Annotated in this window: 19 protein-coding genes; 3 read left to right on the top strand and 16 right to left on the bottom strand. The window is 60.6% G+C overall.

Annotation, left to right across the window (positions count from 1 at the left end; all coding sequences use genetic code 11):
* Positions 1 to 817: 817 nt before the first annotated feature.
* Positions 818 to 1708, bottom strand: a complete 891-nt coding sequence (locus QWI20_RS02220; RefSeq protein WP_369303962.1) for a LysR substrate-binding domain-containing protein — start codon at positions 1706 to 1708, stop codon at positions 818 to 820.
* A gap of 115 nt (positions 1709 to 1823) precedes the next feature.
* Between QWI20_RS02220 and QWI20_RS02225 the strand changes: the two genes are divergently transcribed.
* Both QWI20_RS02225 and QWI20_RS02230 read left to right on the top strand, forming a co-directional pair.
* Positions 1824 to 3089 carry an MFS transporter gene (locus tag QWI20_RS02225; RefSeq protein ID WP_369303963.1) on the top strand — a complete coding sequence of 422 codons (1266 nt, stop codon included), beginning with the start codon at positions 1824 to 1826 and terminating at the stop codon, positions 3087 to 3089.
* A gap of 308 nt (positions 3090 to 3397) precedes the next feature.
* Positions 3398 to 3697, top strand: coding sequence for a HigA family addiction module antitoxin (locus QWI20_RS02230; RefSeq protein WP_369303965.1), 300 nt, complete (start codon positions 3398 to 3400; stop codon positions 3695 to 3697).
* Between the two features lie 54 nt (positions 3698 to 3751).
* Here the strand turns inward: QWI20_RS02230 and hemE are convergent, their stop codons facing one another.
* The 12 genes from hemE to QWI20_RS02290 all read right to left on the bottom strand — a co-directional run bounded on the left by hemE (position 3752) and on the right by QWI20_RS02290 (position 20708).
* Positions 3752 to 4816, bottom strand: coding sequence for a uroporphyrinogen decarboxylase (gene hemE, locus QWI20_RS02235; RefSeq protein WP_237253542.1), 1065 nt, complete (start codon positions 4814 to 4816; stop codon positions 3752 to 3754).
* A 132-nt stretch (positions 4817 to 4948) separates the two neighbouring features.
* Complete coding sequence (locus QWI20_RS02240; RefSeq protein WP_369303966.1) at positions 4949 to 5713, bottom strand: trypsin-like serine protease; 765 nt, start codon at positions 5711 to 5713, stop codon at positions 4949 to 4951.
* A gap of 306 nt (positions 5714 to 6019) precedes the next feature.
* The gene (locus QWI20_RS02245; protein WP_369303967.1) at positions 6020 to 7438 is read right to left on the bottom strand and encodes an FAD-dependent oxidoreductase; all 1419 of its coding nucleotides are present in this window, start codon (positions 7436 to 7438) and stop codon (positions 6020 to 6022) included.
* Positions 7439 to 7559: 121 nt separating this feature from the next.
* The gene (gene gltB / locus QWI20_RS02250; RefSeq protein WP_369303968.1) at positions 7560 to 12005 is read right to left on the bottom strand and encodes a glutamate synthase large subunit; all 4446 of its coding nucleotides are present in this window, start codon (positions 12003 to 12005) and stop codon (positions 7560 to 7562) included.
* A 358-nt stretch (positions 12006 to 12363) separates the two neighbouring features.
* Positions 12364 to 14001, bottom strand: coding sequence for an SPOR domain-containing protein (locus tag QWI20_RS02255; protein WP_369303969.1), 1638 nt, complete (start codon positions 13999 to 14001; stop codon positions 12364 to 12366).
* 10 nt (positions 14002 to 14011) lie between these two features.
* Positions 14012 to 15115, bottom strand: a complete 1104-nt coding sequence (gene aroB, locus QWI20_RS02260; RefSeq protein WP_369303970.1) for a 3-dehydroquinate synthase — start codon at positions 15113 to 15115, stop codon at positions 14012 to 14014.
* Positions 15116 to 15245: 130 nt separating this feature from the next.
* Positions 15246 to 15764, bottom strand: coding sequence for a shikimate kinase AroK (aroK, locus tag QWI20_RS02265; RefSeq protein WP_192171211.1), 519 nt, complete (start codon positions 15762 to 15764; stop codon positions 15246 to 15248).
* A gap of 4 nt (positions 15765 to 15768) precedes the next feature.
* A complete protein-coding gene (pilQ, locus tag QWI20_RS02270; RefSeq protein WP_282368776.1) occupies positions 15769 to 17853 on the bottom strand; it encodes a type IV pilus secretin PilQ in 2085 nt (694 codons plus the stop codon).
* A gap of 53 nt (positions 17854 to 17906) precedes the next feature.
* Positions 17907 to 18434, bottom strand: coding sequence for a type 4a pilus biogenesis lipoprotein PilP (pilP, locus tag QWI20_RS02275; protein ID WP_369303971.1), 528 nt, complete (start codon positions 18432 to 18434; stop codon positions 17907 to 17909).
* On the bottom strand, positions 18431 to 19078 hold the full coding sequence (pilO, locus tag QWI20_RS02280; protein WP_192171213.1) for a type 4a pilus biogenesis protein PilO: 648 nt from the start codon (positions 19076 to 19078) through the stop codon (positions 18431 to 18433). The genes pilP and pilO overlap by 4 nt, the downstream gene beginning before the upstream one ends.
* Complete coding sequence (locus QWI20_RS02285) at positions 19075 to 19644, bottom strand: PilN domain-containing protein (protein ID WP_133774734.1); 570 nt, start codon at positions 19642 to 19644, stop codon at positions 19075 to 19077. The genes pilO and QWI20_RS02285 overlap by 4 nt, the downstream gene beginning before the upstream one ends.
* Positions 19644 to 20708, bottom strand: a complete 1065-nt coding sequence (locus QWI20_RS02290; RefSeq protein ID WP_074890782.1) for a pilus assembly protein PilM — start codon at positions 20706 to 20708, stop codon at positions 19644 to 19646. Before QWI20_RS02290 ends, QWI20_RS02285 begins: the two co-directional genes overlap by 1 nt.
* A 206-nt stretch (positions 20709 to 20914) precedes the next feature.
* On the opposite strand from QWI20_RS02290, the gene QWI20_RS02295 reads away from it, so the two are divergent.
* A complete protein-coding gene (locus QWI20_RS02295; protein WP_369303972.1) occupies positions 20915 to 23392 on the top strand; it encodes a penicillin-binding protein 1A in 2478 nt (825 codons plus the stop codon).
* A gap of 136 nt (positions 23393 to 23528) precedes the next feature.
* Here the strand turns inward: QWI20_RS02295 and QWI20_RS02300 are convergent, their stop codons facing one another.
* The 3 genes from QWI20_RS02300 to rpmE all read right to left on the bottom strand — a co-directional run bounded on the left by QWI20_RS02300 (position 23529) and on the right by rpmE (position 26036).
* Positions 23529 to 24797 (bottom strand): malic enzyme-like NAD(P)-binding protein, encoded by a 1269-nt coding sequence (locus tag QWI20_RS02300; RefSeq protein WP_122533933.1) that lies wholly within the window; start codon positions 24795 to 24797, stop codon positions 23529 to 23531.
* Positions 24798 to 24975: 178 nt separating this feature from the next.
* Entirely contained in the window at positions 24976 to 25779 is an 804-nt protein-coding gene (locus tag QWI20_RS02305; protein WP_369303973.1) for a thermonuclease family protein, read from the bottom strand.
* Positions 25780 to 25802: 23 nt separating this feature from the next.
* Entirely contained in the window at positions 25803 to 26036 is a 234-nt protein-coding gene (gene rpmE, locus QWI20_RS02310; protein ID WP_037016040.1) for a 50S ribosomal protein L31, read from the bottom strand.
* Between the last annotated feature and the right edge of the window lie 94 nt (positions 26037 to 26130).

The raw sequence follows: 26130 nt of genomic DNA on the forward strand, positions 1-26130 counted from the left end.
TCAACCGACAAATCATCGGCGCCCCACCTGAGTCTTCGTGAGCAAGCTCACTCCCACATGAGCGCCGTTTGCCGCAGCCCAGCGCGGTGTCAGAACAATGGGGAGTCATCAGATTTGCATTCGTCACGGATCACTGAGCGACGCAGGCCCTGGTGTGCGAGCTTGCTCGCGAAGAGGTCAGTACATTCACCCCATCTTCAGTGATTGTAATGCCACGTTCGTGAGCAAGCTCACTCCCACATGAGCGCCGCTTGCCGCAGCCGAGCGCGGTGTCAGAACGATGGGGAGTCTTCATATTTGCATTCGTCACGAATCACTGGTCGACGCAAGCCCTGTGGGAGCGAGCTTGCTCGCGAAGAGGTCAGTACATTCACCCCATCTTCAGTGGTTGTAATGCCCATTTTCGTGAGCCAGCTCACTCCCACATAAGCGCCGTTTGCCGCAGCCCAGCGCGGTGTCAGAACAATGGGGAGTCTTCATATTGCATTCGTCACGGATCACTGAGCGACGCAGGTCCTGTGGGAGCGAGCTTGCTCGCGAAGAGGTCAGTACATTCACCGCATCTTCAGTGGTTGTAATGCCACTTTCGTGAGCAAGCTCACTCCCACATGAGCGCCGTTTGCCGCAGCCGAGCGCGGTGTCAGAACGATGGGGGTCGTCATATTGCATTCGTCACGGATCACTGAGCGACGCAGGTCCTGTGGGAGCGAGCTTGCTCGCGAAGAGGTCAGTACATTCACCCCATCTTCAGTGGTTGTAATGCCACTTTCGTGAGCAAGCCCACTGCCACAAACCCATCTGCTTTGCTCTGGGTCAGTTATCCCGCCTTGCGCGTCACCAGTTCGACAAACGCCTTGGCCATGGGCGATTTCTGATCCTTGCGCTGCACCAGCCACACCGCTGACGTAGCCTGCGCGTCCAGCAGCGTCCGGTACACCACCCCGTCGATGCGCATGCGTTGGTACGACGCCGGCAACACCGTCACGCCCAATCCCGCCGCCACCAGACCAATGATGGTCATGGCTTCCCCTGCCTCCTGAGTAAACAACGGGCTGAAGCCCGCCTCCCGCGCCAGATCCAGCAACTGTGCGTAGAGCCCGCTGCCGTAACTGCGCGGGAAGAACACAAACGGCTCACTGGCCAGTTCCCGCAGATGAATGCCGCGTTCCGAGCCTTCGGCCAGTGGATGTTCAGAGCGCAGGATTGCCACCAAGGGTTCGTGCAGCAGCTCCACGGCGACCAGTGAATCCGGCAACGGCAGCGGCCGCATGATGCCCACTTGCATGGACTCGTTCTCGAGCCGCTCGGCGACTTCCCGACTGCTCATTTCCTGAAGTGCCAGGTGCACCGCCGGATAGCGCTGGCGAAACGCGAAGATGGCCTGCGGGATGCTGGAGGTGAACGGCGCGGATGCCGTGAACCCGATTTTCAGTTCGCCCAGTTCTCCCAGCTGCGCTCGCCGAGCCACGTCCGACGCCTTCTCGACCTGCGCCAGCACCAGGCGGGCTTCGTCGAGGAACAACCGGCCCGCTTCGCTCAGTTCCACCCGTCGATTGGTTCGCTCAAACAGACGCGCCCCGAGCTCCTGTTCCAGCGCCTGTATCTGCTGGCTTAAAGGCGGTTGCGAGATCCCGAGCGCCTGAGCAGCGCGCCCAAAATGCAGCTCTTCAGCGACAGCGATGAAGTAACGCAGGTGTCGTAATTCCACGGTCATTCCATTAGGTCGTCAAACCTATCAAACAGGTCGAACAATATATTGGAAGCAATCGTTAGCCGGCTATATTCTTTTGCCACTGCGTCCGCTCTTCCGTCTGAGGTCACCTGTGAATACTGCTGCATCCCCTGTCGCTTCTGCCGAGTTCGCCACAGCGGCCATCCCATTGGGCGATTCCTACATCGAGAAGGACACGCCCGCTTTCATCCGCACGGTGCTGGCGCTGTTCTCCGGCGGTTTTGCGACGTTCGCGCTGCTGTACTGCGTGCAACCGATGATGCCGGTGCTGTCGCGGGACTTCTCCATCAATGCCGCCCAGAGCAGCATGATTCTGTCGGTGTCCACCGCGACGCTGGCGATCGGATTGCTCATCACCGGCCCTATCTCCGACCGCCTCGGGCGCAAGTCGGTGATGGTGTTCTCGCTGTTCTCGGCCGCCCTGTTCACCATCGCCAGCGCATTGATGCCCACTTGGGAGGGCGTGCTGATCACGCGGGCGTTCGTGGGGCTGTCGCTGAGCGGGCTGGCCGCCGTCGCCATGACCTACCTCAGCGAAGAAATTCACCCTCAGCACATCGGCCTGGCGATGGGCCTGTACATCGGCGGCAACGCCATCGGCGGCATGAGTGGGCGAGTGATCACCGGGGTCTTGAGCGATTACGTCAGCTGGCACACGGCACTGTTGATCATGGGCATCATTGCGCTGGGCGCGGCGGGGGTGTTCTGGAAGATCCTGCCGCCGTCGCGCAATTTCAGCGCACGACCGCTCAATGGCCGAAGCCTGCTGGAAGGGTTCGTCCTGCAATTCCGTGATGCCGGGCTGCCGTGGCTGTTTCTCGAAGGCTTCCTGCTGATGGGCGCGTTCGTGACACTGTTCAACTACATCGGCTATCGCCTGTTGGCCGACCCGTACAACCTGAGCCAGGCAGTGGTAGGCCTGTTTTCGGTGGTGTACCTGTCGGGCATCTACAGTTCGGCGAAGATCGGCGCACTGGCCGATCAACTGGGCCGGCGCAACGTGTTGTGGGCCGTGATTGTGCTGATGCTCGTCGGCGTGGCGTTGACGATGTTCACCCCCCTGGTGGTGGTGATCGTCGGCGTGCTGATGTTCACCTTCGGCTTCTTCGGCGCCCACTCCGTCGCCAGCAGCTGGATCGGCCGCCGCGCCATCAAAGCCAAAGGCCAGGCGTCGTCGCTTTACTTGTTCAGCTACTACGTAGGCTCCAGCGTCGCCGGCACCGGCGGCGGCGTGTTCTGGCACTACGCCGGCTGGAACGGCATCGGCGCCTTCATCGGCACCCTCCTGCTGATCGCCCTCGCCGTCGCACTGAAACTGGCGAAAGTGAAGCCGTTGGCGGTGAATGTGCAGGTTTGAGGCAAGGATCACATCGGGCATTCTTTAAAAGAGAATTCGTGCACAAAGCTTGGTGTTGATGGTTCCCATGCTCCGCGTGGGAAAGCACCATCTCGGGCAATGCGCGCGCCGTTTTAGTGGGACCGGCTTCAGCCGGGAAGAGGCCCTTATGTGCGCCGTCAATTTTGTATTGTGACGCCTGACGTCTTCCCGGCTAAAGCCAGTCCTACATTTGCGTTCACAGCCACTCTCACTGACGGCACGCGCTGAGTGCTCGCAATCGGAGCTCACCGCAAGCTATACAGCCCAACAAGAGAAAGGACTCCCGCATGAGAATGCACAACCCTCCCCACCCTGGCGAAATCATCCAGGAGATGCTGCCGGAGATGAATATCAAAATTTCCGAAATGGCACGGCGGCTTCACTTTTCTCGTGAGATGTTATCTCGGGTTATCAACTGCCGTGCGCCGGTCAGCCCGGATCTGGCCGTCCGCCTGGAACGCGCCGGTCTGAGCACTGCACGAATGTGGCTGGCGTTACAGATGAGCCACGACCTCTGGCAGGCCGAGCACCGGGAGCAGCCGCCCATAACGCCGTTGTATATCGCACCGACGATCACTGCAGCCTGAACCCCACACAAAAACGCCCGGCATGTGCCGGGCGTTTTCAGGTCTGCGAACTGCTTACTGGTGGTATTTGGCCGACATTTCGTGCACCGCCTCGATGAAGGCGCCGGCGTTGGCCGGGTCGACTTCGGGGGTGATGCCGTGGCCGAGGTTGAAGACGTGGCCGGTGCCGCTGCCGTAACTGGCGAGGATGTTCGAGACTTCCTGGCGGATGGCATTTGGGTTGGCGTAGAGCACGGTCGGGTCCATGTTGCCCTGCAACGCGACTTTGTTGCCGACGCGACGGCGGGCTTCGCCGATGTCGCAGGTCCAGTCCAGGCCCAGCGCATCGGCGCCAGCGTCGGCAATGCTTTCAAGCCACAGGCCGCCGCCTTTGGTGAACAGAATGACCGGCACTTTGCGCCCGTCGTGCTCACGGATCAGGCCGTTGACGATCTTGCGCATATAGGCCAGTGAAAACTCCTGATACGCCGCGGCCGAAAGGCTGCCGCCCCAGCTGTCAAAAATCTGCACCGCCTGGGCGCCCGCCAGGATCTGGCCGTTCAGGTACGCCGTCACCGATTGCGCCAGCTTGTCGAGCAGCAGGTGCATGGCGTGCGGGTTGTCGTAGAGCATGGCCTTGGACTTGCGGAAGTCCTTGGACGAGCCGCCTTCAACCATGTAGGTCGCCAGGGTCCACGGGCTACCGGCGAACCCGATCAACGGAACGCGTCCGTTAAGCTCGCGGCGGATGGTGCTGACTGCGTCCATGACATAGCCGAGATCTTTCTGGGCGTCAGGGATCGGCAGCGCTTCGATATCAGCAAGCGTGGTGACGGTTTTGCGGAAGCGCGGGCCTTCGCCGGTTTCGAAGTACAGGCCCAGGCCCATGGCGTCGGGAACGGTGAGGATATCGGAAAACAGAATGGCGGCATCGAGCGGGTAGCGCTCAAGCGGCTGGAGGGTGACTTCACAGGCGAACGCCGGGTTCATGCACAAGCTCATGAAGTCTCCGGCCTTGGCGCGACTGGCGCGGTACTCCGGCAGATAGCGGCCGGCCTGGCGCATCATCCATACAGGCGTGACGTCAACAGGCTGCTTGAGCAGGGCGCGAAGGAAACGGTCGTTCTTCAGGGCAGTCATGTCGGCATCCGGAAAAAAAGTGCGGGCATTTTCTCAGACACCAACGCAAAAGGCACGGTCGGTGCCGTGCCATTTATTTATCGTGGCGATTTGTCGCATCAATGCCCTGCCGGCTTTTCTGACGTCGACGCCCTATGGGTTGGCCGCCATCGTCTCTTTGATCCAGTCGGCGAAGTACGCGACTCTGGTGTACTGACCGGCATTCATCCACAACGAACGACTGACCAGTCCGATTTCAAGGTAGTGGCTGCCTGACTTGTAGAGCAGAGGCCCTCCGGAATCGCCAGACGCCTGATTGTATCCGGCGCAGAGGTTGACCAATGGATCGAAGTGGGTGGCCGGGTAGCCGGGAGGCACTTCGATACACGCCTTGTCCTCCAGCGTCTCGCCAAGGCCTTGATACAGCACATCTGGCCCGTATCCCGTCTCGGTTCTCCCAAACCCGATCAGCGTCACGGGGTAGCCAACCCCCGGCTCCATCACAGACTCGGCCCCGTCGAACTCAAGGAAATCGGTACTGTTGGCCGCGCGCTCCAGCTTGATCAATGCAATATCGTATCGCCCGCTGTGATCAAACAGCGGATGCCCGTAGGTGGCCTGGATCCTGACCCGGTCCTTCTCGACGACAGTCGGCCGGTATTGTTCCAGGCCAATGCTCACGGAGTGAGGCGCCTGGCCGTCGATGCAGTGTTCAGCAGTCAGTACCCACCGCGGCGCAATCAATGCAGCGCCACAGAGGTGCGACCCATCCTCTTTGACAATTGCTGCAAAGAACGGGTACTGCCCTCTCGGGGCTGGCTCTCCTCCGACGATTTTTTTGCCTTCATTCACACCGGCCCATTCACCGCAACCGGTCAAAAAAGCCGCAAGGCCAAGACAGCAAACTAACTTGTTCATTTTTCGCTCCGTGATCCAACAGGCCGCCAGACACCGGCCCGTGCTTCCATTCAATTTCAGAAAGGCTCGCTAGCGTTCGAGACCTTGCCGAATTAGAAGCTTATTGAATCGTGTTGGGAACTGTCAGTAATGACACTCGTAGCGGTGCCTGACGTTTTCACGAACGGGAGAGTCGAGGAAGGTAACGAAACAGATGTGGAAGCAGTTGCAAGACTGGATCAGCTTCAAGCGGCAAGCTTCAAGTAGAAGCAGATCGCGTCTGCTTCTAGCTTGTGGCTTGCAGCTTGCAGCTTGCCGCAGGCGTCATCAGACGCCCAGATAATCCAGAATCCCTTCAGCCGCATTCCGGCCTTCAAAGATCGCCGTCACCACCAGATCAGAACCGCGCACCATGTCGCCACCGGCGAAGATCTTCGGGTTGCTGGTCTGGTGCTTGAACTGGCCCTGCTCCGGTGCCACGACGCGGCCTTGGCTGTCCATCTGAATACCCTGCGGATCGAACCACGACGCCGGGCTTGGCCGGAAACCGAATGCAATGACCACGGCATCCGCCGGGATAATCTCTTCGGAACCCGGGATCGGCTCGGGGCTGCGACGGCCTCGTGCATCCGGCTCGCCCAAACGCGTTTCGACGACTTTCACGCCTTCGACCCGATCCTCACCAACGATGGCGATGGGCTGACGGTTGTAGAGAAACTTCACGCCTTCTTCCTTGGCGTTCTTCACTTCCTTGCGCGAGCCCGGCATGTTTTCTTCGTCGCGGCGATAGGCGCAGGTCACTGACTTGGCGCCTTGGCGGATCGACGTGCGGTTGCAGTCCATCGCCGTATCACCGCCGCCCAGTACCACGACCTTCTTGCCTTTCATGTCGACGAAATCTTCCGGCGACTTTTCAAAGCCCAGGTTGCGGTTGACGTTGGCGATCAGGTAATCCAGCGCATCGTGCACGCCAGGCAGGTCTTCACCGGGGAAGCCGCCCTTCATGTAGGTGTACGTGCCCATGCCCATGAACACCGCGTCGTACTCTTCCAGCAACTGCTCGACGGTGATGTCCTTGCCGATCTCGGTGTTGAGGCGGAACTCGATGCCCATGCCGGTGAACACTTCGCGGCGATTGCTCAGCACGCTCTTCTCGAGCTTGAACTCGGGGATCCCGAAGGTCAGCAGACCGCCGATTTCCGGGTTCTTGTCGAACACCACCGGCTTCACGCCGCCGCGCACCAGAACGTCAGCGCAGCCCAAACCCGCCGGGCCTGCCCCGATGATTGCCACGCGCTTGCCGTTCGGCACGACGCGGGACATGTCCGGGCGCCAGCCCATGGCGAAGGCTGTGTCGGTGATGTACTTCTCTACCGAACCGATGGTCACCGCGCCGAAGCCGTCGTTGAGGGTGCACGCGCCCTCACACAGACGATCCTGCGGGCACACGCGGCCGCAGACTTCCGGCAGGGTGTTGGTCTGGTGCGACAGCTCGGCGGCCGCGAGGATATTGCCCTCGGCCACCAGCTTCAGCCAGTTGGGAATGAAGTTATGCACAGGGCATTTCCATTCACAGTACGGGTTGCCGCAACCCAGGCAACGGTGCGCCTGATCGGCCGACTGCTGAGGCTTGAAAGGTTCGTAGATCTCCACGAACTCTTTCTTGCGTTGACGCAGCAGTTTCTTTTTCGGGTCTTTACGCCCGACTTCGATGAACTGGAAGTCGTTACTGAGACGTTCAGCCATGGTGTTAAAACTCCTGACTACAGCCTCAAGCGCCAAGCTTGAAGCTGCAAGAAAATCATGTTCGCAGGCACTCGCGCGCTGCCGTTAGCGTGCGGCTTGAAGCTTGCCGCTCGCAGCTGCTTTACTGCGGATTCGCGCGGGTGCTGGACAACAGCGACTTCAAGCTCGCGGCCTTCGGCTTCACCAGCCAGAAGCGGCGCAGGTAGTCGTCCAGGTTTTCCCAGAGGTTGCGGCCCCATTCGCTGTCGGTTTCGGTCACGTATTCGGCCAGCACGCGCTCCAGGTGGCTGCGATAGGCTTCCATCGCTTCACCGCTGATGCGCTGAATCTCGACCAACTCGTGGTTGACCCGGTCAACGAAGGTGTTGTCCTGATCGAGCACGTAAGCGAAGCCGCCGGTCATGCCTGAGCCGAAGTTGTAGCCGGTCTTGCCCAGCACGCAGACGAAACCGCCGGTCATGTATTCGCAGCAGTGGTCGCCCGTGCCTTCCACAACCGTATGGGCGCCGGAGTTGCGCACCGCGAAACGCTCGCCCGCCGTGCCCGCCGCGAACAGCTTGCCGCCGGTCGCGCCGTACAGGCAGGTGTTGCCGATGATGGCGCTGTCCTGGGTTTTGAACGGGCTGCCTTTTGGCGGCACGATGACCAGCTTGCCGGCGGTCATGCCTTTGCCGACGTAGTCGTTGGCGTCGCCTTCCAGGTACATGTTCAGGCCGCCGGCGTTCCACACACCAAAGCTCTGCCCGGCCGTACCCTTGAAGCGGAAGGTCACCGGCGCATCGTTCATGCCCTGGTTGCCGTGCAGCTTGGCGATCTCGCCGGAAATCCGCGCGCCGATGGAGCGGTCGCAGTTGCAGATGTCCAGTTCGTAATCGCCGCTGCTCTTGGCCTGAATGGCGGAGATCGCCAGTTCGACCATCTTCTCGGCCAGCAGGCCCTTGTCGAACGGCGGGTTGCGATCCACCTGGCTGAACTGCGGTTTGTCGGCCGGAATGTGGTCGCTGCCCAGCAGCGGCGTCAGGTCCAGATGCTGCTGCTTGGCGGTTTCACCGGGCAGGATTTCCAGCAGATCGGTACGCCCGATCAGTTCTTCCAGCGAACGTACGCCCAGCTTGGCCAGCCACTCGCGGGTTTCTTCAGCCACGTAGGTGAAGAAGTTGATCACCATGTCGACGGTGCCGATGTAGTGGTCCTTGCGCAGCTTGTCGTTCTGGGTCGCCACGCCGGTGGCGCAGTTGTTCAGGTGGCAGATGCGCAGGTATTTGCAGCCCAGCGCGATCATCGGCGCGGTACCGAAGCCGAAGCTTTCGGCGCCAAGGATGGCCGCCTTGATCACGTCCAGCCCGGTTTTCAGGCCGCCGTCGGTCTGCACCCGAACCTTGCCGCGCAGGTCGTTGCCGCGCAGGGTCTGGTGGGTCTCAGCCAGGCCGATTTCCCACGGCGAGCCCGCGTACTTGATCGACGACAGTGGCGATGCACCGGTGCCGCCGTCATAGCCGGAAATCGTGATGAGGTCGGCATAGGCCTTGGCCACACCGGCCGCAATCGTGCCCACGCCTGCTTCAGCCACCAGCTTGACCGAGACCAGCGCGGCCGGGTTGACCTGCTTGAGGTCAAAGATCAGCTGCGACAAGTCTTCGATGGAGTAGATGTCGTGGTGCGGCGGCGGCGAAATCAGCGTCACGCCGGGCACCGCATAACGCAGCTTGGCGATCAGGCCGTTGACCTTGCCGCCCGGCAATTGCCCACCCTCACCCGGCTTGGCGCCCTGGGCGACTTTGATCTGCAGCACGTCAGCGTTGACCAGGTATTCAGGCGTCACGCCAAAACGGCCGGTCGCGATCTGCTTGATCTTGGAGCTGCGGATGGTGCCGTAGCGCGCCGGGTCTTCGCCGCCCTCACCGGAGTTGGAGCGCGCGCCCAGGCGGTTCATCGCCTCGGCCAGCGCTTCGTGGGCTTCCGGCGACAATGCACCCAGCGAGATGCCCGCCGAGTCGAAGCGCTTGAGAATACCTTCCAGCGGCTCGATTTCATCGATGCCCAACGGCGTGTCGAGCTCTTTGACCTTCAACAGGTCGCGGATCATTGACACCGGACGGTTGTCCACCAGCGCCGTGTATTCCTTGAATTTGCTGTAATCGCCCTGTTGCACGGCGGCTTGCAGCGTCGCCACCACATCAGGGTTGTACGCGTGGTATTCGCCGCCGTAGACGAACTTCAGCAGGCCACCCTGCTGGATCGGCTTGCGCGCGCTCCAAGCTTCAAAAGCGAGGGCTTTCTGCTCGGCTTCGATGTCGACGAAACGCGCGCCCTTGATGCGGCTTGGCACGCCACGGAAGCTCAGGTCGCAGACTTCTTCCGACAGACCAATGGCTTCGAAAAGCTGCGCGCCGCGGTACGAAGCGACGGTCGAAATGCCCATCTTCGACAGGATCTTGAGCAGGCCCTTGGTGATGCCCTTGCGATAGTTCTTGAAGACTTCGTACAGATCGCCCAGCACTTCGCCGGTACGGATCAGGTCGCCCAGCACTTCGTACGCCAGGAACGGATAGACCGCCGACGCGCCGAAGCCGATCAGCACCGCGAAATGGTGCGGGTCGCGAGCCGTTGCTGTCTCGACAAGAATGTTGCTGTCGCAGCGCAGGCCTTTTTCGGTCAGGCGGTGGTGCACCGCGCCAGTGGCCAGCGATGCATGAATCGGCAGCTTGCCCGGCGCGATATGACGGTCGCTCAGGACAATCTGGGTCTTGCCCGAACGCACGGCTTCTTCAGCCTGATCGGCGATATTGCGCACGGCCGCTTCCAGGCCCATGGCTTCGTCGTAGTTCAGGTCGATGATCTGACGATCAAAGCCCGGACGATCCAGGGTCATCAGGGAGCGCCACTTGGCCGGGGAAATGACCGGCGAACTGAGGATCACGCGGGAAGCGTGCTCCGGCGACTCCTGGAAAATGTTGCGCTCGGCACCGAGGCAGACTTCCAGCGACATGACGATGGCTTCACGCAGCGGATCGATCGGCGGGTTGGTGACCTGCGCGAACTGCTGACGGAAATAGTCGTACGGCGTGCGGACACGACGGGACAACACCGCCATCGGCGTGTCATCTCCCATGGAGCCGACCGCTTCCTGGCCCTGCTCACCCAGCGGGCGCAGGATCTGATCACGTTCTTCGAACGTGACCTGGAACATCTTCATGTACTGCTTGAGCTGATCCGGGTTGTAGAAGGCCGAACCGTGGTCATGGTCTTCCAGCGTCGCCTGAATGCGCAGGGCGTTCTTGCGCAGCCACTGTTTGTACGGATGGCGCGACTTCAAACGGCTGTCGATGGCATCGGTGTCGAGGATCTGGCCGGTCTCGGTGTCCACGGCGAAGATCTGGCCAGGACCGACACGGCCCTTGGCGATAACGTCTTCCGGCTTGTAGTTCCACACGCCGATTTCCGACGCGAGGGTGATATAGCCGTTCTTAGTGGTGACCCAGCGCGCAGGGCGCAGGCCGTTGCGGTCAAGCAGGCAGACGGCGTGACGACCTTCGGTCATGACGATGCCGGCCGGGCCGTCCCACGGCTCCATGTGCATGGAGTTGAATTCGTAGAACGCGCGCAGATCCGGGTCCATGGTCTCGACGTTCTGCCACGCCGGCGGCACGAGCATGCGCACGCCACGGAACAAGTCGATACCGCCGGTCACCATCAGCTCGAGCATGTTGTCCATGCTCGAAGAGTCGGAGCCCACGCGGTTGACCAGCGGGCCCAGCTCATCGAGGTCCATCAGGTCGTTGGTGAACTTGGTGCGACGGGCCTGGGCCCAGTTGCGGTTACCGGTGATGGTGTTGATCTCGCCGTTGTGGGCGAGGAAGCGGAATGGCTGAGCCAGTGGCCATTTCGGCAGGGTGTTGGTCGAGAAACGCTGGTGGAACACGCAGATCGCGGTTTGCAGGCGCTCGTCGTTGAGGTCCGGGAAGAATGCCGTGAGGTCACGCGGCATCATCAGGCCTTTGTAGATGATGGTCTTGTGGGAAAAGCTGCAGATGTAGTGGTCGGTGTCAGCGGCGTTGGCCACCGAGGAGCGACGACGTGCGCAGAACAGCTTGATCGCGAATTCCTGATCGCTCAGGCCTTCGCCACCGATGAACACCTGCTCGATCTTCGGCAGACGCTCGAGGGCAAGACGACCCAGAACGCTGGTGTCGATCGGCACCTGGCGCCAGCCGATGAGGGTCAGGCCGGCCGCGAGGATTTCACGGTTCATGTTCTCGCGGGCGGCTTCAGCCTTGGTGTCGTCCTGATTGAGGAAGACCATGCCTGCGCAATACTGGCGCGGAAGCTCTACGCCGAAGTGCTCGGTGGCCACCGCACGCAGGAAGGTGTCAGGTTTTTGCATCAACAGCCCGCAACCGTCACCGGTCTTGCCGTCGGCGTTGATCCCACCACGGTGGGTCATGCAGGTCAGGGCCTCGATAGCCGTCTGCAACAGGTGATGACTGGGCTCGCCTTGCATGTGGGCGATCAGGCCGAAACCACAGTTATCCTTGAATTCTTCTGGATGGTACAGACCTGCTTTCATAGACACATTCTCACCAGGCTGCCTCTTAACGAGACAAATTTCTTTTCAATTCAACCATTTACCATCCACGCCGAACGTATGCCGGCTTTGCGGGAGCAAAAGGGAGGTCATTGTACACAGCGACACAAGTCCTCACAAATTTGACGACGAAGTGTCGCAAATTTATGTCGCATTAATGAAAGGTTTTATATCGATTCTCGTGCTAGCCAGAGCTTTTTTGCGAGTCTGACCAATGAGAGCCCGAAGATCAATGCGTGTCTGAGACGCAGACACCGCAAGGCGCGCTGCTCGTTGGCAGCACGCTCATGCGTGATATCGGGAGGGCCAAGCGAAGGACCTGGATAAGATCCCTGCGTCATCAGCGGGCGGCGGCGAGTTCCTGTTGGATACTGCCGACAGTACGAGGCCAAGGTTTACCAGCCTGAACCTTCTCTGGCAAGGCCTTGATAGCGGTCAGTGCCGCATTGCGGTCAGCGAAGCTGCCGTACGTCACCACGAACAGGGGCTTGCCCTGCAGGGTTTTCTTGAAGTAACGGTACTCGGCGCCCTGCTCTTTCACGTAGCTCTGAGCGGTGGCTTCAGAGCTGGTGCCGAGGATCTGCACCACGTAATGCGTCGGTGCCTGACCAGCGTACCAGCCGCTGCCCGCAGCGCCGGACGCTGCAGCTGCTGGCTTGGCCGCCGGAGCCGGAGCCGGAGCCGGAGCCGGGGCAGGTTTGGCGGTTGCCACTTGCGTCGGCGCTGGCGCAGGCTTCGCAGCAGCCGCCGGAGCAGGCGTTGGCTTGGCGGCCGGGGCCGGACGCGGTGTCGGAACCGGCTGCTGCGCCATGGTCGGAGCAGGACTTGCCGTCGCGCCCGCCGGTGGCGCAGTGGTGGTCACGGTCGGTGGCTGCAGCGATTGGTTGGCTGCCGGGCCGCCATCTTCGCCATCACCTTCGCCCGAGCCCGCAGCTTCAGCCAGCGGCGCGCGGGTCGCCGGTTGCGAGCCGTTCATCGGCAGCGGCATCGGCTGCGAATTACCGGCGAATTCGATGGCCGGGCCACCGTTGTTCGATTGTTGCGCCGGCGCCTGGCCCTGACCCAGAGGCAGTTGAGCCTGGGAGTTGGCTGGCGCAGTGGCAGGTGCGTTGCTGCGGCCTGGAATCAGCCACGCCGCGAGAACGGCTGCGACAACAACCCCACCCAAAGCCAACACGTGTTTCTTAGGCATTTTGAACCCCATACTTGGACGCTTGACCGCAGAGCGGCTGGCAATCATGGCTTCGATCATCGAATCGCGCGCGACCTGATTGATCGCGCCTGGCCATCCACCGGACTGCTCGTGGATATCAGTGATCTGTGCGGCGCTGAACAACTCCACGCCCTGCCCTGCGCCGTCGAGACGCTGAGCCAGATACTCACGGGTTTCTTCTTCGGTATACGGCGCGAGCTCGATAACGTGGAAGCGCTCTTCCTCGGTACCGCTCTCGGCGCACAGCTGATCCAGGCGATCAATGATCGAAGCCTCGCCGAACAGGAAGACATGCGGACGCCCTTCCGGGGTGCCTGCTGCCAATCCCAACAACGCTTCGAGTGCGGATTCGCCCAGTTGTTCGGCATCGTCCACCAGGATGTAGACTTCCTGACCGGTCAGCGCCAACTGCACGACTTGCGCCAGGATCGGGCGCATTTCCGCTTGAGCGACGTTCAGCGCCTGGGCAACCTGACGCAACACGCCCGTCGCATCCCCTGCACCACGCGCCGACACCACCACGCTCTGCACCGATTGCTTGTTGGTGCTCGCCACCAGTGCCTGACGCAGCAGCGTCTTGCCGCTGCCCTGAGGCCCGGTGACGACCAACAGCAACTGGCTGTAGCGCGCGAGATGGTGCAGCTGACCCAGCACGGGCTTGCGCTGTGCCGGGAAGAATTTGAAGCCGGGAACCCGCGTTGCAAAGGGGTCATGACTCAACTGGTAATGACCGAGGAAGGCCTCATCGGCGTGCAAACTAGTCATGGATTTCTCATTAACCTCTAAGCTGATCCACCAAGGCGCGGTAATCCGCGACCAGTGTGGCCTGTAGTACTTCTTGTGGATATTCGTCAGTTACCACTGCTTCACCGATGCGACGCAACAGCACCAGGCGCAGACGACCGTCAATGACCTTTTTGTCCACCGCCATGTGCTCGAGGAAGTGCTCGGGCGTCATGTCTTCCGGCGGAACCACCGGCAAGCCGGCGCACTGAAAAATACGGATGCCACGGTCGCGCTCCTGCTCGCTGATCCAGCCTAGACGCGCCGACATTTCCAGCGCCATCACCGTGCCCGCTGCCACCGCCTCGCCGTGCAGCCACACGCCGTAGCCCATGTGGGTTTCGATAGCGTGGCCAAAGGTATGACCGAGGTTCAGCGTGGCACGCACGCCGGACTCTCGCTCATCGGCGCCAACAACCGCAGCCTTGGCGGCGCAGGAACGCTCGATCGCCGTGGTCAGCGCGGCCTGATCCAGCCCGCGCAGCTTGTCGACATTCTCTTCGAGCCACGTCAGGAAAGGTTCGTCACAGATCAAACCGTATTTGATGACCTCGGCAAGACCGGCGGACAGCTCGCGCTCAGGCAGGGTGTTCAGCGACAAGGTGTCGATCAGCACCGCGTTAGGCTGGTAGAAGGCGCCCACCATGTTTTTGCCCAGCGGGTGATTGATGCCGGTTTTTCCACCGACCGAGGAATCGACCTGGGACAGCAACGTGGTCGGCACTTGAATGAATTCGACGCCGCGCTGGTAACAGGCAGCGGCAAAGCCGGCCATGTCACCGATGACGCCGCCGCCCAACGCAATCACAGTGGTGCGGCGATCATGGCGTGCAGTGAGCAGCGCGTCGAAGATGGTTTGCAGTGTTTCCCAGTTCTTGAAGGCTTCACCGTCGGGAAGCACGATCGGCAAGACGCTGTAACCGGCGAGGGATCGGGTGAGGCGGTCCATGTACAACGGCGCGACGGTGGCGTTGGAAACGATCGCCACCTGTTTTCCGGCTATGTACGGCTTGAGCAACTCGGGCTGATCCAGCAAGCCTTCGCCGATATGGATCGGGTAGCTGCGTTCGCCAAGCTCGACCTTGAGTGTCTGCATGTGTCCCCACGCTGTTAACAATTGGTTGCCTGTGCGGGTCTTGAAAAACGCCGACACCGGCTATGGCGCAAGGCCATGTAGCGACCCCACTTTTTATGGTCGCCGAGGATAGCGCATTTCCGTCTGCGCTTTAACGGGGAGGAAGCTCGGCCAGCAGGGCGAGGATGTCGATAACCACCATTCGCGGCGGCCGCTCATCGGTTTCGATGATGACATCGGCGATCTCGCGGTACAGCGGATCGCGGATCTCCAGCAGCTCACGCAGTACGCGCGCCGGGTCAGCCGTACGCAGCAAGGGGCGATTACGATCTCGTGAGGTTCGGCCCACCTGCTGCTCAACCGACGCGTGCAAATACACCACCCGACCGCCGGCGTGCAGGGCGCGACGGTTTTCTTCGCGCATGACCGCGCCACCGCCGGTAGCGACGACCACGCCATCCAGCGCGCAGAGTTCGGCGATCATCGCTTGCTCACGATCGCGAAAGCCCGCTTCACCTTCCTTGTCGAAGATCCAGGGAATATTGGCACCCGTTCGCAGCTCGATTTCCTTGTCGGAATCCTTGAACGGCAGTCGAAGCTCTTTGGCCAGCAAGCGACCGATGGTGCTTTTGCCAGCGCCCATCGGCCCCACAAGAATTAAATTTCGCACAGAATCAACGACTCACAGCAATCGCCTGGTTATTCATGATACGCGGAGTGAGAAACACCAACAGCTCGGATTTTGACTCCGAAACCACATCGCGCCGGAAAAGGCGGCCAACATACGGCACATCGCCTAAAAATGGCACCTTGTCGACGACTTTACTCTGCGTATTCGAGAACACGCCACCAATTACGATGGTCTCGCCGTCGGCCACCAGCACCTTGGCGTTCACTTCGTTTTTCTTGATCGGCGGCACACCCAGCACCGTGTTCACGTAGTCCGGCTCATCTTTCGTGACCTTGACCTCCATGATGATGCGGTTGTCAGGGGTGATCTGCGGGGTCACTTCCAGCGACAGCGACGCCTCTTTGAACGACACCGACGTCGCACCGCTCGAACTGGCTTCCTGATAAGGCACTTCCGTACCTTTCAGGATTTTCGCGGTTTCCTTGTCCGACGTGACGACCTTCGGCTGCGAGACCACTTCGCCGTTGCCGCTCTTCTCCATCGCCGTCAGCTCAAGGTCGAGAATCGTGTTGTTGGTCAGGAAGCCCAGGCCGATCGACGAGGTGGCGTCGGTCACACCCATATCCACGTAAGGACCATTGGTCGCTGATGCGCCCGAGACCGTGCCATTACCGCCCGTGGTGAAATTGCCTTTGTTGCTCGAACCACCCCAACGCACGCCCAGGGCCTTGTCGTAATCGACGTTGGCTTCAACGATGCGCGCCTCGATCATCACCTGCCGTACCGGGATGTCCAGTTGCGAAACGATGCGGCGCAGCTCGTCCAGACGATCCTGGGTCTGGTAGGCAATGATGTTGTTGGTGCGCTCATCGACGGTGATCGAACCGCGCTCATCGGTCTTGGATTCAGCGCTGGTCACCGACTGAAACAGCTTGGCAATGTCGGCGGCCTTGGCGTAGTTCACCTGCAGCAACTCGCGACGCAGCGGGGCCAGCTCGGAAATCTGCTTGAGGGATTCCAGCTCCTGACGCTCCCGCGCGGCGATCTCGTCAGCCGGACCGACCAGCAAAACGTTACCGATCTTGCGCTTGTCCAGGCCTTTGGTCTTGAGCACCAGATCCAGCGCCTGATCCCATGGCACGTTCTGCAGGCGCAGGGTGATGCCGCCCTGAACGGTGTCGCTCGCCACCAGATTGAGGTTGGTGAAATCAGCGATCAGTTGCAGCACCGAACGCACGTCGATGTCCTGAAAATTCAGCGACAGCTTCTCGCCGGTGTAGACCAGTTTTTCCGAGTTGCGGCGCTCCTGATCTTCGTTGGTCAGGGGACGCACGCTGATGGTCAGCTTGTTGTCGGTCTGGTAGGCGGAGTAGTCGAACGCACCGGACGGTTCGATGGAGATACTGGCCTTGTCACCCGTGGCGCTGGAATTAACGAACTGCACCGGGGTCGCGAAATCCTTCACGTCCAGACGCACGCGCAGCGGCTCAGGCAACTGCGTTTTGGCGAAGTCGACGCGGATCTTGCCGCCCTGCTCCTGGATGTCAGGGGCAATGCCGGTGTCGCTCAGCTCGATGATGACGTTGCCTTCACCCAACTCGCCGCGCTGGAAGTCGACGTTTTTCACCGACCGCGGGCCTGGCGCATACGAGCGGGCAACGGGCTTGGATTGCGCGGCAGGTCCGCTCGGCACACTGACTCGCGCCGCGCCCATGGCAGTGCTCGGCTGTGAGCCCTGGGCCGCAGCGGCGCCCTGGCCCACGACCACGAACAGGTTGTTGCCATCGACACGCGAGCTGTAGGGCGCAAGCGTGGTGAGGTTGATGATCACCCGCGTGCGGTCCTTGGCTTCGACGACCACAACGCTGTGGGCATTGCCTGAACCCAGGTCACGGCTCTTGATCGCCAGCTGGCTGGTCACGCCCGGCAGGTCCAGCGCAATGCGCGCCGGCTGCTCGGTGGTGTAGCCGCGCGGCGCCGCCACCGGACCGTCGAAGGACAGTTTCAGTTCGACTCGATCCCCCGGCAATGCGGCGACATCCAGCGTCTTGAGGTTAGCCGCCTGGACAACCGGTGAAAGCATCGCCATCCCTAGCGACAGGCCGATAATCGAGAGAATCCTGTTCATGTTCACATTCCACCACTGTGCCGATCCGAAGGTGCTTCGCTTGCTTGCCGTCTTCATGAGCGCTCCTTGAGGGAGATACTGAGCGGACGCTCAAGCCATGCCCCCTCGCCATCCGGAACGATTTCCATCACTTGCACTGCCGAGTCGGTGATCGCCGTGATCCGACCATCGTTACGTCCCAGGTAATCGCCCACTTTCACCCGATGCACGCCACCCGCCCCGCGAAGCAGCGCGAACGTGCCGGTTTCATTGCTCAACGTGCCGACCATTTCGAAGGAGTCGATGTTGAAGCCTTCGAGGAACTGCTTCACCCGCGTCGGATCAGGCTGCACCAGGTGCGAGCCCTTTGGACGGTTGACCAGATCAATCTTGATCGGCGGCTGAAACGGACTGCGCAAACTGGCCGCCGCATAGGTAAAGGCTTCATACGGCCGAAATTTGGGCATCGGCTCAATGGTGCCCACCGGCCGCGCGCGCACCTCGGCCATGAACTGCTTGAGATCGTCAAATTCGTTCGAGCTGTCGCAACCCGCGAGCCCCATCAGCGTGACGCCGACGCACAACCAATGCATCGCCCTCATTTCGCTGGCCCTTTCGTGTCGACGTTCTGAAGACCTTTGTCGTTATAGCGGTAGGTCTTGGCAAGGATGCTCATGCGCAGCTTCCCGGGGGACTTGGCGTCCAGCGGTTTGATCTCGAAGTCATGCAGGGTCACGATGCGCGGCAGGCTGGCGACGCCGCTGGCAAAGGTCGCGAGGTCGTGATAACTGCCCGTCACGGTAATCTGAATCGGCAATTCAATATAAAACTGCTGGGCCTCTTCGGGGAGCAGTTTGATCTCCTCAAACTCCAGGCCGCTGCCCAGACCGGTGCGGGTGATGTCCTCCAGCAAGCCGGGGACTTCGGTGTCGCTTGGCAGCTGCCGCAGCAAGGCGCCGAAGGTGTTTTCCATCTCCACCATCTGGCTCTTGTAAGCCGCGAGGTTGGCAGCCTGATACGCCTTGGTCGCGAACTGCTCTTTCAGTGCGGTCTCTTCGCCACGGGCCTGATCGAGCTGAGTCTGCATGTCCTGGATATAGAAGAAATACCCACCGGCCAACACCAGCGCCAGCAACAGCGCGCCGGCAATGGTCTTCACCGCGGCGGGCCAGGAACCCAGGTTATTGATGTCCAGGTCGTTGATGTCGATCTTTTTCAGGCTGTCGAGCCAATCATTCATGTTCATGGCCTGACCCCCTCAACCGCCGGCTGCGTCTGGCGCACCGTCAACTGGAAGGTGTTGGTCTGATCCACGCCACCCGCTGCAGTGTTTGCCTTGACCTCGGTCAGACTCGGCGACTCAAGCCAGTCAGACGCATCCAGATTACGCAGCAGATCCGAAACCCGGTTATTGGATTCGGCAGCGCCGGAAATGCTGATCATCTGCCCGGTCATCTTCACGTCGTTGAAATAGACGCCATCGGGAAGGGTGCGGGCCATCTGATCGAAGATGCGCCCGATGATCGGCCGGTTGCCCTGCAGGTCCTGGATGATCTTCATCCGCTCCAGCAATTGTTTGCGACGCGCCTTGAGCTCGCTGATCTCTTTGATGCGCGCGTCGAGCTGGACGATTTCAGTCCTGACGAATTGATTGCGGGCGTTTTGGTGGGCGATGGCACTGCTCAAATATTGATCAGCCAAAAGAATGGCGCCGATGCCCAGCACCAGCACACCCGCCAGCGCCAGGATGAAGCGCTTCTTGCGCTCCTCACGTTGCTGTTCGCGCCAGGGAAGTAAGTTGATCCGTGCCATTAGTCAAAGCTCCTCAGGGCCAGACCGCAAGCGATCATCAGTGCGGGAGCATCGCTGGCGAGCGCGCCGGCGTTGACCTTGACGCTCAGTGCCATGTCAGCAAAGGGGTTAGCCACCAGCGTCGGCGTGCCGAGGCGCTCCTGGATCAGCCGATCAAGACCGGAAATAGAGGCGGTCCCGCCGGCCAGCATGATGTAGTCGACGCGGTTGTACTGGCCGGCCGCAAAGAAAAACTGCAGCGAACGGGACACCTGCTGCACCACGGCGTCCTTGAACGGCTGCAGGACTTCCATGACGTAGTCGTCGGGGAGCCCGCCCTGCTTCTTCGCAAGCCCGGCCTCGCTGACGGACAAACCATAACGGCGCTGGATTTCTTCGGTTAACTGGCGACCGCCAAATAATTGTTCGCGGGTATAAATGATGCGGCCGTTGTGCAGCACGCTGAGGGTGGTCATCGTCGCGCCGATGTCGATGACCGCGACCGTCAGCTGTTCGTGGTCCTGGCCCAACTGCGCAGACAACAGACCGAACGAGCGCTCCAGCGCATAGGCTTCGACATCGACCACGCGGGCGGTCAGCCCGGCCAGTGCCAGAGCAGCTTCGCGCACTTCGACGTTTTCCTTGCGGCAGGCGGCGAGCAACACTTCGACGCGTTCTGGATTACGGGCTGAATAGCCCTGGACTTCGAAATCGATGGCGACTTCTTCCAGGGGATAGGGAATGTATTGATCGGCCTCGATCTTGAGCTGGTTTTCCATCTCGTCGTCGGAAAGCCCCGCGTCCATCTCGATGGTCTTGGTAATAACAGCCGAACCCGCGACAGCAACCGCCGCGATTTTGACGTTACTCTTGGCTTTTACCAGCAGACGCGTCAAAGCACTGCCGACGCCTTCGAGCTCCGCGATGTTCTTTTCGACCACTGCGTTGGCTGGCAGCGGCTCGACCGCATAAGACTCGACCTTGTAACGGTTGCCGGAACGACTTAGCTCCAGGAGCTTGACCGAGGTGGAGCTAATATCGATCCCCAGAAGGGTGTTGGCCTTCTTACTGAAGAGTTCGAACACAACCGATTCCCTATGCGTTTCCGTCACTTACGGATGATTTCTAGTCCAGTGCCACTGTCGGCTGACTTGACAGTAGCGCAAATAACGCTCGACGACGAAAAATGCTTATAATGCCCAGCGTTTTTTTCGTGTACCAAAGCTTCAAGGCGTGTTCATTTGTAAATGCCTGCGTCTAACTCATTCTTTTTTCTGGAAATCCAAAAGCCTTGATACGCCTGCTGAAGTTTGTCTGGTGGTCCATCGTCGCGGTCGTCTGCGGGCTGCTCCTCGGCCTGAGCGGCGCCTTTCTCTACCTGGCCCCGAACCTCCCATCGGTCGATGCGCTGCGCAATATCCAGCTGCAGATCCCGCTGCGCGTCTTCAGCAGCGACGGCAAGCTGATTGCAGAGTTTGGCGAAATGCGCCGCTCTCCCATCCGTTTCGCCGACATTCCGCCCAACTTCATCCATGCCCTGCTGTCCGCTGAAGACGACAACTTCGAGAACCACTATGGCGTGGATCCGAGCAGCCTGATGCGCGCGGCCAGTCAACTGGTCAAGAGCGGTCACATCCAGTCTGGCGGCTCGACCATCACCATGCAGGTCGCGAAAAACTATTTCCTGACCAGCGAGCGCAGTTTTTCGCGCAAAACCACCGAGATTCTCTTGGCCTTGCAAATCGAGCGCCAACTTACCAAGGACGAGATTCTCGAGCTGTACGTCAACAAGATCTATCTGGGTAACCGCGCTTACGGCATCGAGGCCGCAGCGCAGGTCTACTACGGCAAATCCATCCGCGACCTGAGCGTTGCGCAGATGGCAATGATTGCCGGCCTGCCCAAGGCGCCGTCACGATTCAACCCACTGGCCAATCCGGTGCGTGCCAAAGAGCGCCGCGACTGGATTCTGGGCCGCATGTTCAAGCTGGGGAAAATCGACCAGAACACCTACCAGACCGCCCTTGCCGAGCCGATCAACGCCAGTTATCACGTTCAGAGCCCTGAAGTGAACGCGCCGTATATCGCTGAAATGGCGCGCGCCGAAATGGTGGGTCGTTATGGCAGCGCAGCCTACACAGAAGGCTTCCGCGTCACCACTACTGTCCCGAGCGGCCTGCAGGAAGACGCCAACAAGGCGGTGCAGGACGGCCTGATCGAATACGACCAGCGCCATGGCTATCGCGGGCCTGAGAGCCGATTCCCCGGCCTGACCCGCGAGGGCTGGGTGCAGGAACTGACCAAACAGCGTCCGATCAGCGGCCTGGAGCCGGCCATCGTCACTCAGGTCGACAAGACCGGCATCCGCGTCCTGACCCGCAACGGCGAGAACGAAGAAACCGTCGCCTGGGACAGCATGAAGTGGGCCAAGGCGTTCCTGAACACAAACAGCGTCGGCGCCAATCCCAAGCAGCCCGGCGATGTCGCCCACGTTGGCGATCTGGTGCGCCTGCAGCGTCAGCCGGACAACTCCCTCAAGTTCAGCCAGCTTCCCGTGGCGCAAAGCGCGCTGGTTTCGCTGGATCCGCAGAACGGCGCGATTCGTGCGCTGGTCGGCGGCTTCGCGTTCGAGCAAAGCAACTACAACCGCGCGATGCAGGCCAAGCGTCAGCCGGGCTCCAGCTTCAAGCCGTTCCTGTACTCGGCAGCGCTGGACAACGGCTACACCGCCGCCAGCCTGGTCAACGACGCGCCAATCGTGTTCGTCGACGAGGCCATCGACAAAGTCTGGCGGCCAAAGAACGACACGGGCACCTTCCTCGGTCCGATTCGGCTGCGCGAAGCGCTGTACAAGTCGCGTAACCTGGTGTCGATCCGCCTGCTGCAAAGCCTGGGCGTGAACACCGCGATCAATTACATCACCCGCTTTGGCTTCAACAAGCAGGACTTGCCGCCCAACCTCTCTCTGGCACTGGGCACGGCAACCCTGACGCCGATGGAAATCGTCAGCGGCTGGAGCGCGTTTGCCAACGGCGGTTACAAGATCAGCCCGTACCTCATCCAGAAGATCGAGGACCGCGAAGGCAAAACCCTGTTCGTCGCCAACCCGCCGACAGTGCCTGCCAACGACCCGAATCCGAAAGCGGTCAGCGAAGCGGCCATCAGCAGCGCATCAACCTATGCAGCGCCAGAGACCCCGCCGCTGACCGCCAACGTCGTGCCGAACGCGCTGGATGCGTCCGGCGCAGCGCCAGCACCTGTTGTGGCAGAACGGATTGTTGACGGTCGCACGGTCTACATTCTCAACAGCATGCTGCAGGACGTGATCAAACGCGGTACCGGCCGCCGTGCACTGGCGATGAACCGTCCAGACATCGCCGGTAAAACCGGGACCACCAATGATTCGAAAGACGCATGGTTCACGGGCTATAACGCCGATTATGTGACGACGGTCTGGACCGGTTTCGATCAGCCGGAAAGCCTGGGTCGCCATGAGTTCGGCGGCACGGTCGCGCTGCCGATCTGGATGAAGTACATGAGCGCCGCACTGAAGGACAAACCGCCCCATGTTCAAGCCGAACCGGACGGCATCCTCAGCCTGCGCATCGATCCCGTCAGCGGCCGCTCCGCCACACCGAGCACGCCGGGTGCGTTCTTCGAGCTGTTCAAGAGCGAAGACACGCCGCCCAGCGTGAACGAACTCGGCGGCAGCCCGCCTCCAGGCAGCCCGCTGCCGGCGGACGAGTCGGCGCCGATCGATTTGTTCTAGTGAGGCAGCGGTGAGCTTGAAGCGGCAAGCTACAAGTAAAGGCAAGAGCAGCGGCGATCTGTGCACTGCTTGTAGCTTGTAGCTTGCAGCTCAAAAAAAACCCAGCACTTGGCTGGGTTTTTTGTGGGCGTTGCTATCAGCCGTTAAACACGTCATCCACGCTTTTCAGCGGGTAGTGCTTTGGATACGGCAGGGTCGCAACACCGCTTTCGATGGCTGCCTTGGCAACGGCATCGGAAACGATAGTCAGCAGGCGCACGTCCAGTGGTTTCGGGATGATGTACTCACGACCGAATTCCAGCGCGATGCCGCCGTAGGCATCGCAGACTTCCTGAGGCACCGGCAGCTTGGCCAGTTCACGCAGGGCGTTGGCCGCGGCGATCTTCATCTCTTCGTTGATGCGCTTGGCGCGAACGTCCAATGCACCACGGAAGATGAACGGGAAGCCCAGCACGTTATTGACCTGGTTCGGGTAATCCGAACGGCCAGTGGCCATGATCACGTCGCTGCGGGTGGCGTGAGCCAGTTCTGGCGAAATCTCCGGATCCGGGTTCGAGCAAGCGAACACGATCGGGTTGGCCGCCATCGACTTCAGGCCTTCGGCGCTCAGCAGGTTCGGACCGGACAGACCGACGAACACGTCAGCCCCTTCCAGCGCATCGGCCAGCGTGCGCTTGTCGGTGGAGTGAGCGAACTGGGCCTTGTACTGGTTCAGATCGGTGCGCCCGTCGTGAACCACGCCGTTGCGGTCGATCATGAAGATGTTTTCGATCTTCGCGCCCATGCTCACCAGCAACTTCATGCAGGAGATGGCCGCAGCGCCAGCGCCTAGGCAGACGATCTTCGCCGCTTCCAGAGTTTTGCCAGCGATTTCCAGCGCGTTGATCATGCCGGCCGCGGTAACGATCGCGGTGCCGTGCTGGTCATCGTGGAAAACAGGGATGTCGCACTGCTCGATCAGCGCCTTTTCGATCTCGAAGCACTCAGGTGCCTTGATGTCTTCCAGGTTGATGCCGCCGAAGGTGATGGAGATGCGTCGCACGGTGTCGATGAAGGCCTGCGGGCTTTCCGAATCGACTTCGATATCGAACACATCGATACCGGCAAAGCGCTTGAACAGCACGCCTTTGCCTTCCATAACTGGCTTGGACGCGAGAGGTCCGAGGTTACCCAGACCCAGAATCGCGGTGCCATCAGAGATGACCGCTACCAGGTTGCCTTTGCCGGTGTACTTGTAGGCAAGTTCCGGATCGCGACCGATTTCGCGGACCGGCTCAGCCACACCCGGGCTGTAGGCCAGCGACAGATCGCGAGCGGTTGCAGTGGCTTTGGTGAGCTCGACGCTGAGTTTCCCTGGACGGGGATGAGCGTGATATTCGAGAGCGGCAGTTTTCAAATCTGACATGGGGGCATTCCGCTTTTTTGCTGTTGGACAGACGGACCGCCGAGCATACGCAAGTCATAAAGTCCTAACAAGACTGGCGGGTCACCTGTGTCAAGAGGCCGCATCTACGACTTTCAGCGTAGAGCCGCAGAACGTAAGGCTTTCAGCCGCAACAATCACCGCTAAAAATGTCTACAATTTATTTGTTAACTGTATCCAACATGGCAGGGTGAGTGATCGACATCATCCAGCGCGGTTGACCTGATTTCAGACCGCCCCGACGCGAACGATCGACCACCCAGCCACGGGCTTCGATTCGCTGCCCCTTCAAACGCTGCAGCGCGGCAGTGTCGAACTGGCCGAGCAGTTTGGGCGCAATGCGCAGCACCAGCGCATCGCCGAACTCGATCCACAGGCCGCCGCCATTGCGCTGCACGCTGGTCACGCGCCCGCTGACCAGCGCGAAGCCGCCGGTGCTGATCTGCTCGGCCGGCTGAACCGGCGAATTGCGCCACAGACCCAGGCCGGCCTGGCGAGCTGACTGCTCTGCGACCTGCTGGCAGCTGACCAGCGCAACGTTCGGGGAAACGGCGACGAGATAGCCAAGGCCTTCGGCAAGCAGTTGCGCCTCAAGGTTGGCGCCATCGCGTCCATAGACGTTGGCGAGGGTGCGACCGTAGTGATCAGTCGGCTCTTCACCCACGCGCAGCCTGACCTGCCCATCACTGGCATCGATCAACGCCTGCAAACGACGCTTGGCTGCTTCGGCAAACGGCTGGGCGGATTGACCCTTTTTGCCGGTTTCCGGCGTATTGAGGCCAATCATGCGAACGCTGCGACCATCGCTCAGGCGCACCGTGTCGCCATCGACGACGCGCTGCACCTGGGCCACAGGCAGAGACGGCGGCGCAGGGCACAAGGCCTGGGCCGTCGAAAGCCAAATCGCAGACATAAAAAAGGCGCCCGCGAGGGACGCCTTCTTAAGCAGCCTGGAGAAACGCATCGGCGACTCCAGAACGGCCAACCTTACTCTGCAGCAGCAGGAGCTTTGGTAGGACCGAACGCACCGAAACGCGACTTGAACTTGTCGACACGACCGCCGACGTCCAGAGTTTTTTGCTTGCCGGTGTAGAACGGGTGGCACTCGTTGCACACGTCCAGGCTCAGAGGCTTGGCCAGTGTGGAACGGGTTTTGATGACATTGCCGCAGCTGCAGGTTGCGTCAATGGCTTCGTAAACTGGATGGATATCAGATTTCATGGGTATTTCCTCAGGCTATCGTGCCGCCACCCAACACTATTGTTGAATACCGCACGGAATTAGGCCGCGCATATTAACAGACAACGCCAATCAC

The organism is Pseudomonas sp. W2-17 (assembly GCF_041060445.1).
Lineage (GTDB): Bacteria > Pseudomonadota > Gammaproteobacteria > Pseudomonadales > Pseudomonadaceae > Aquipseudomonas.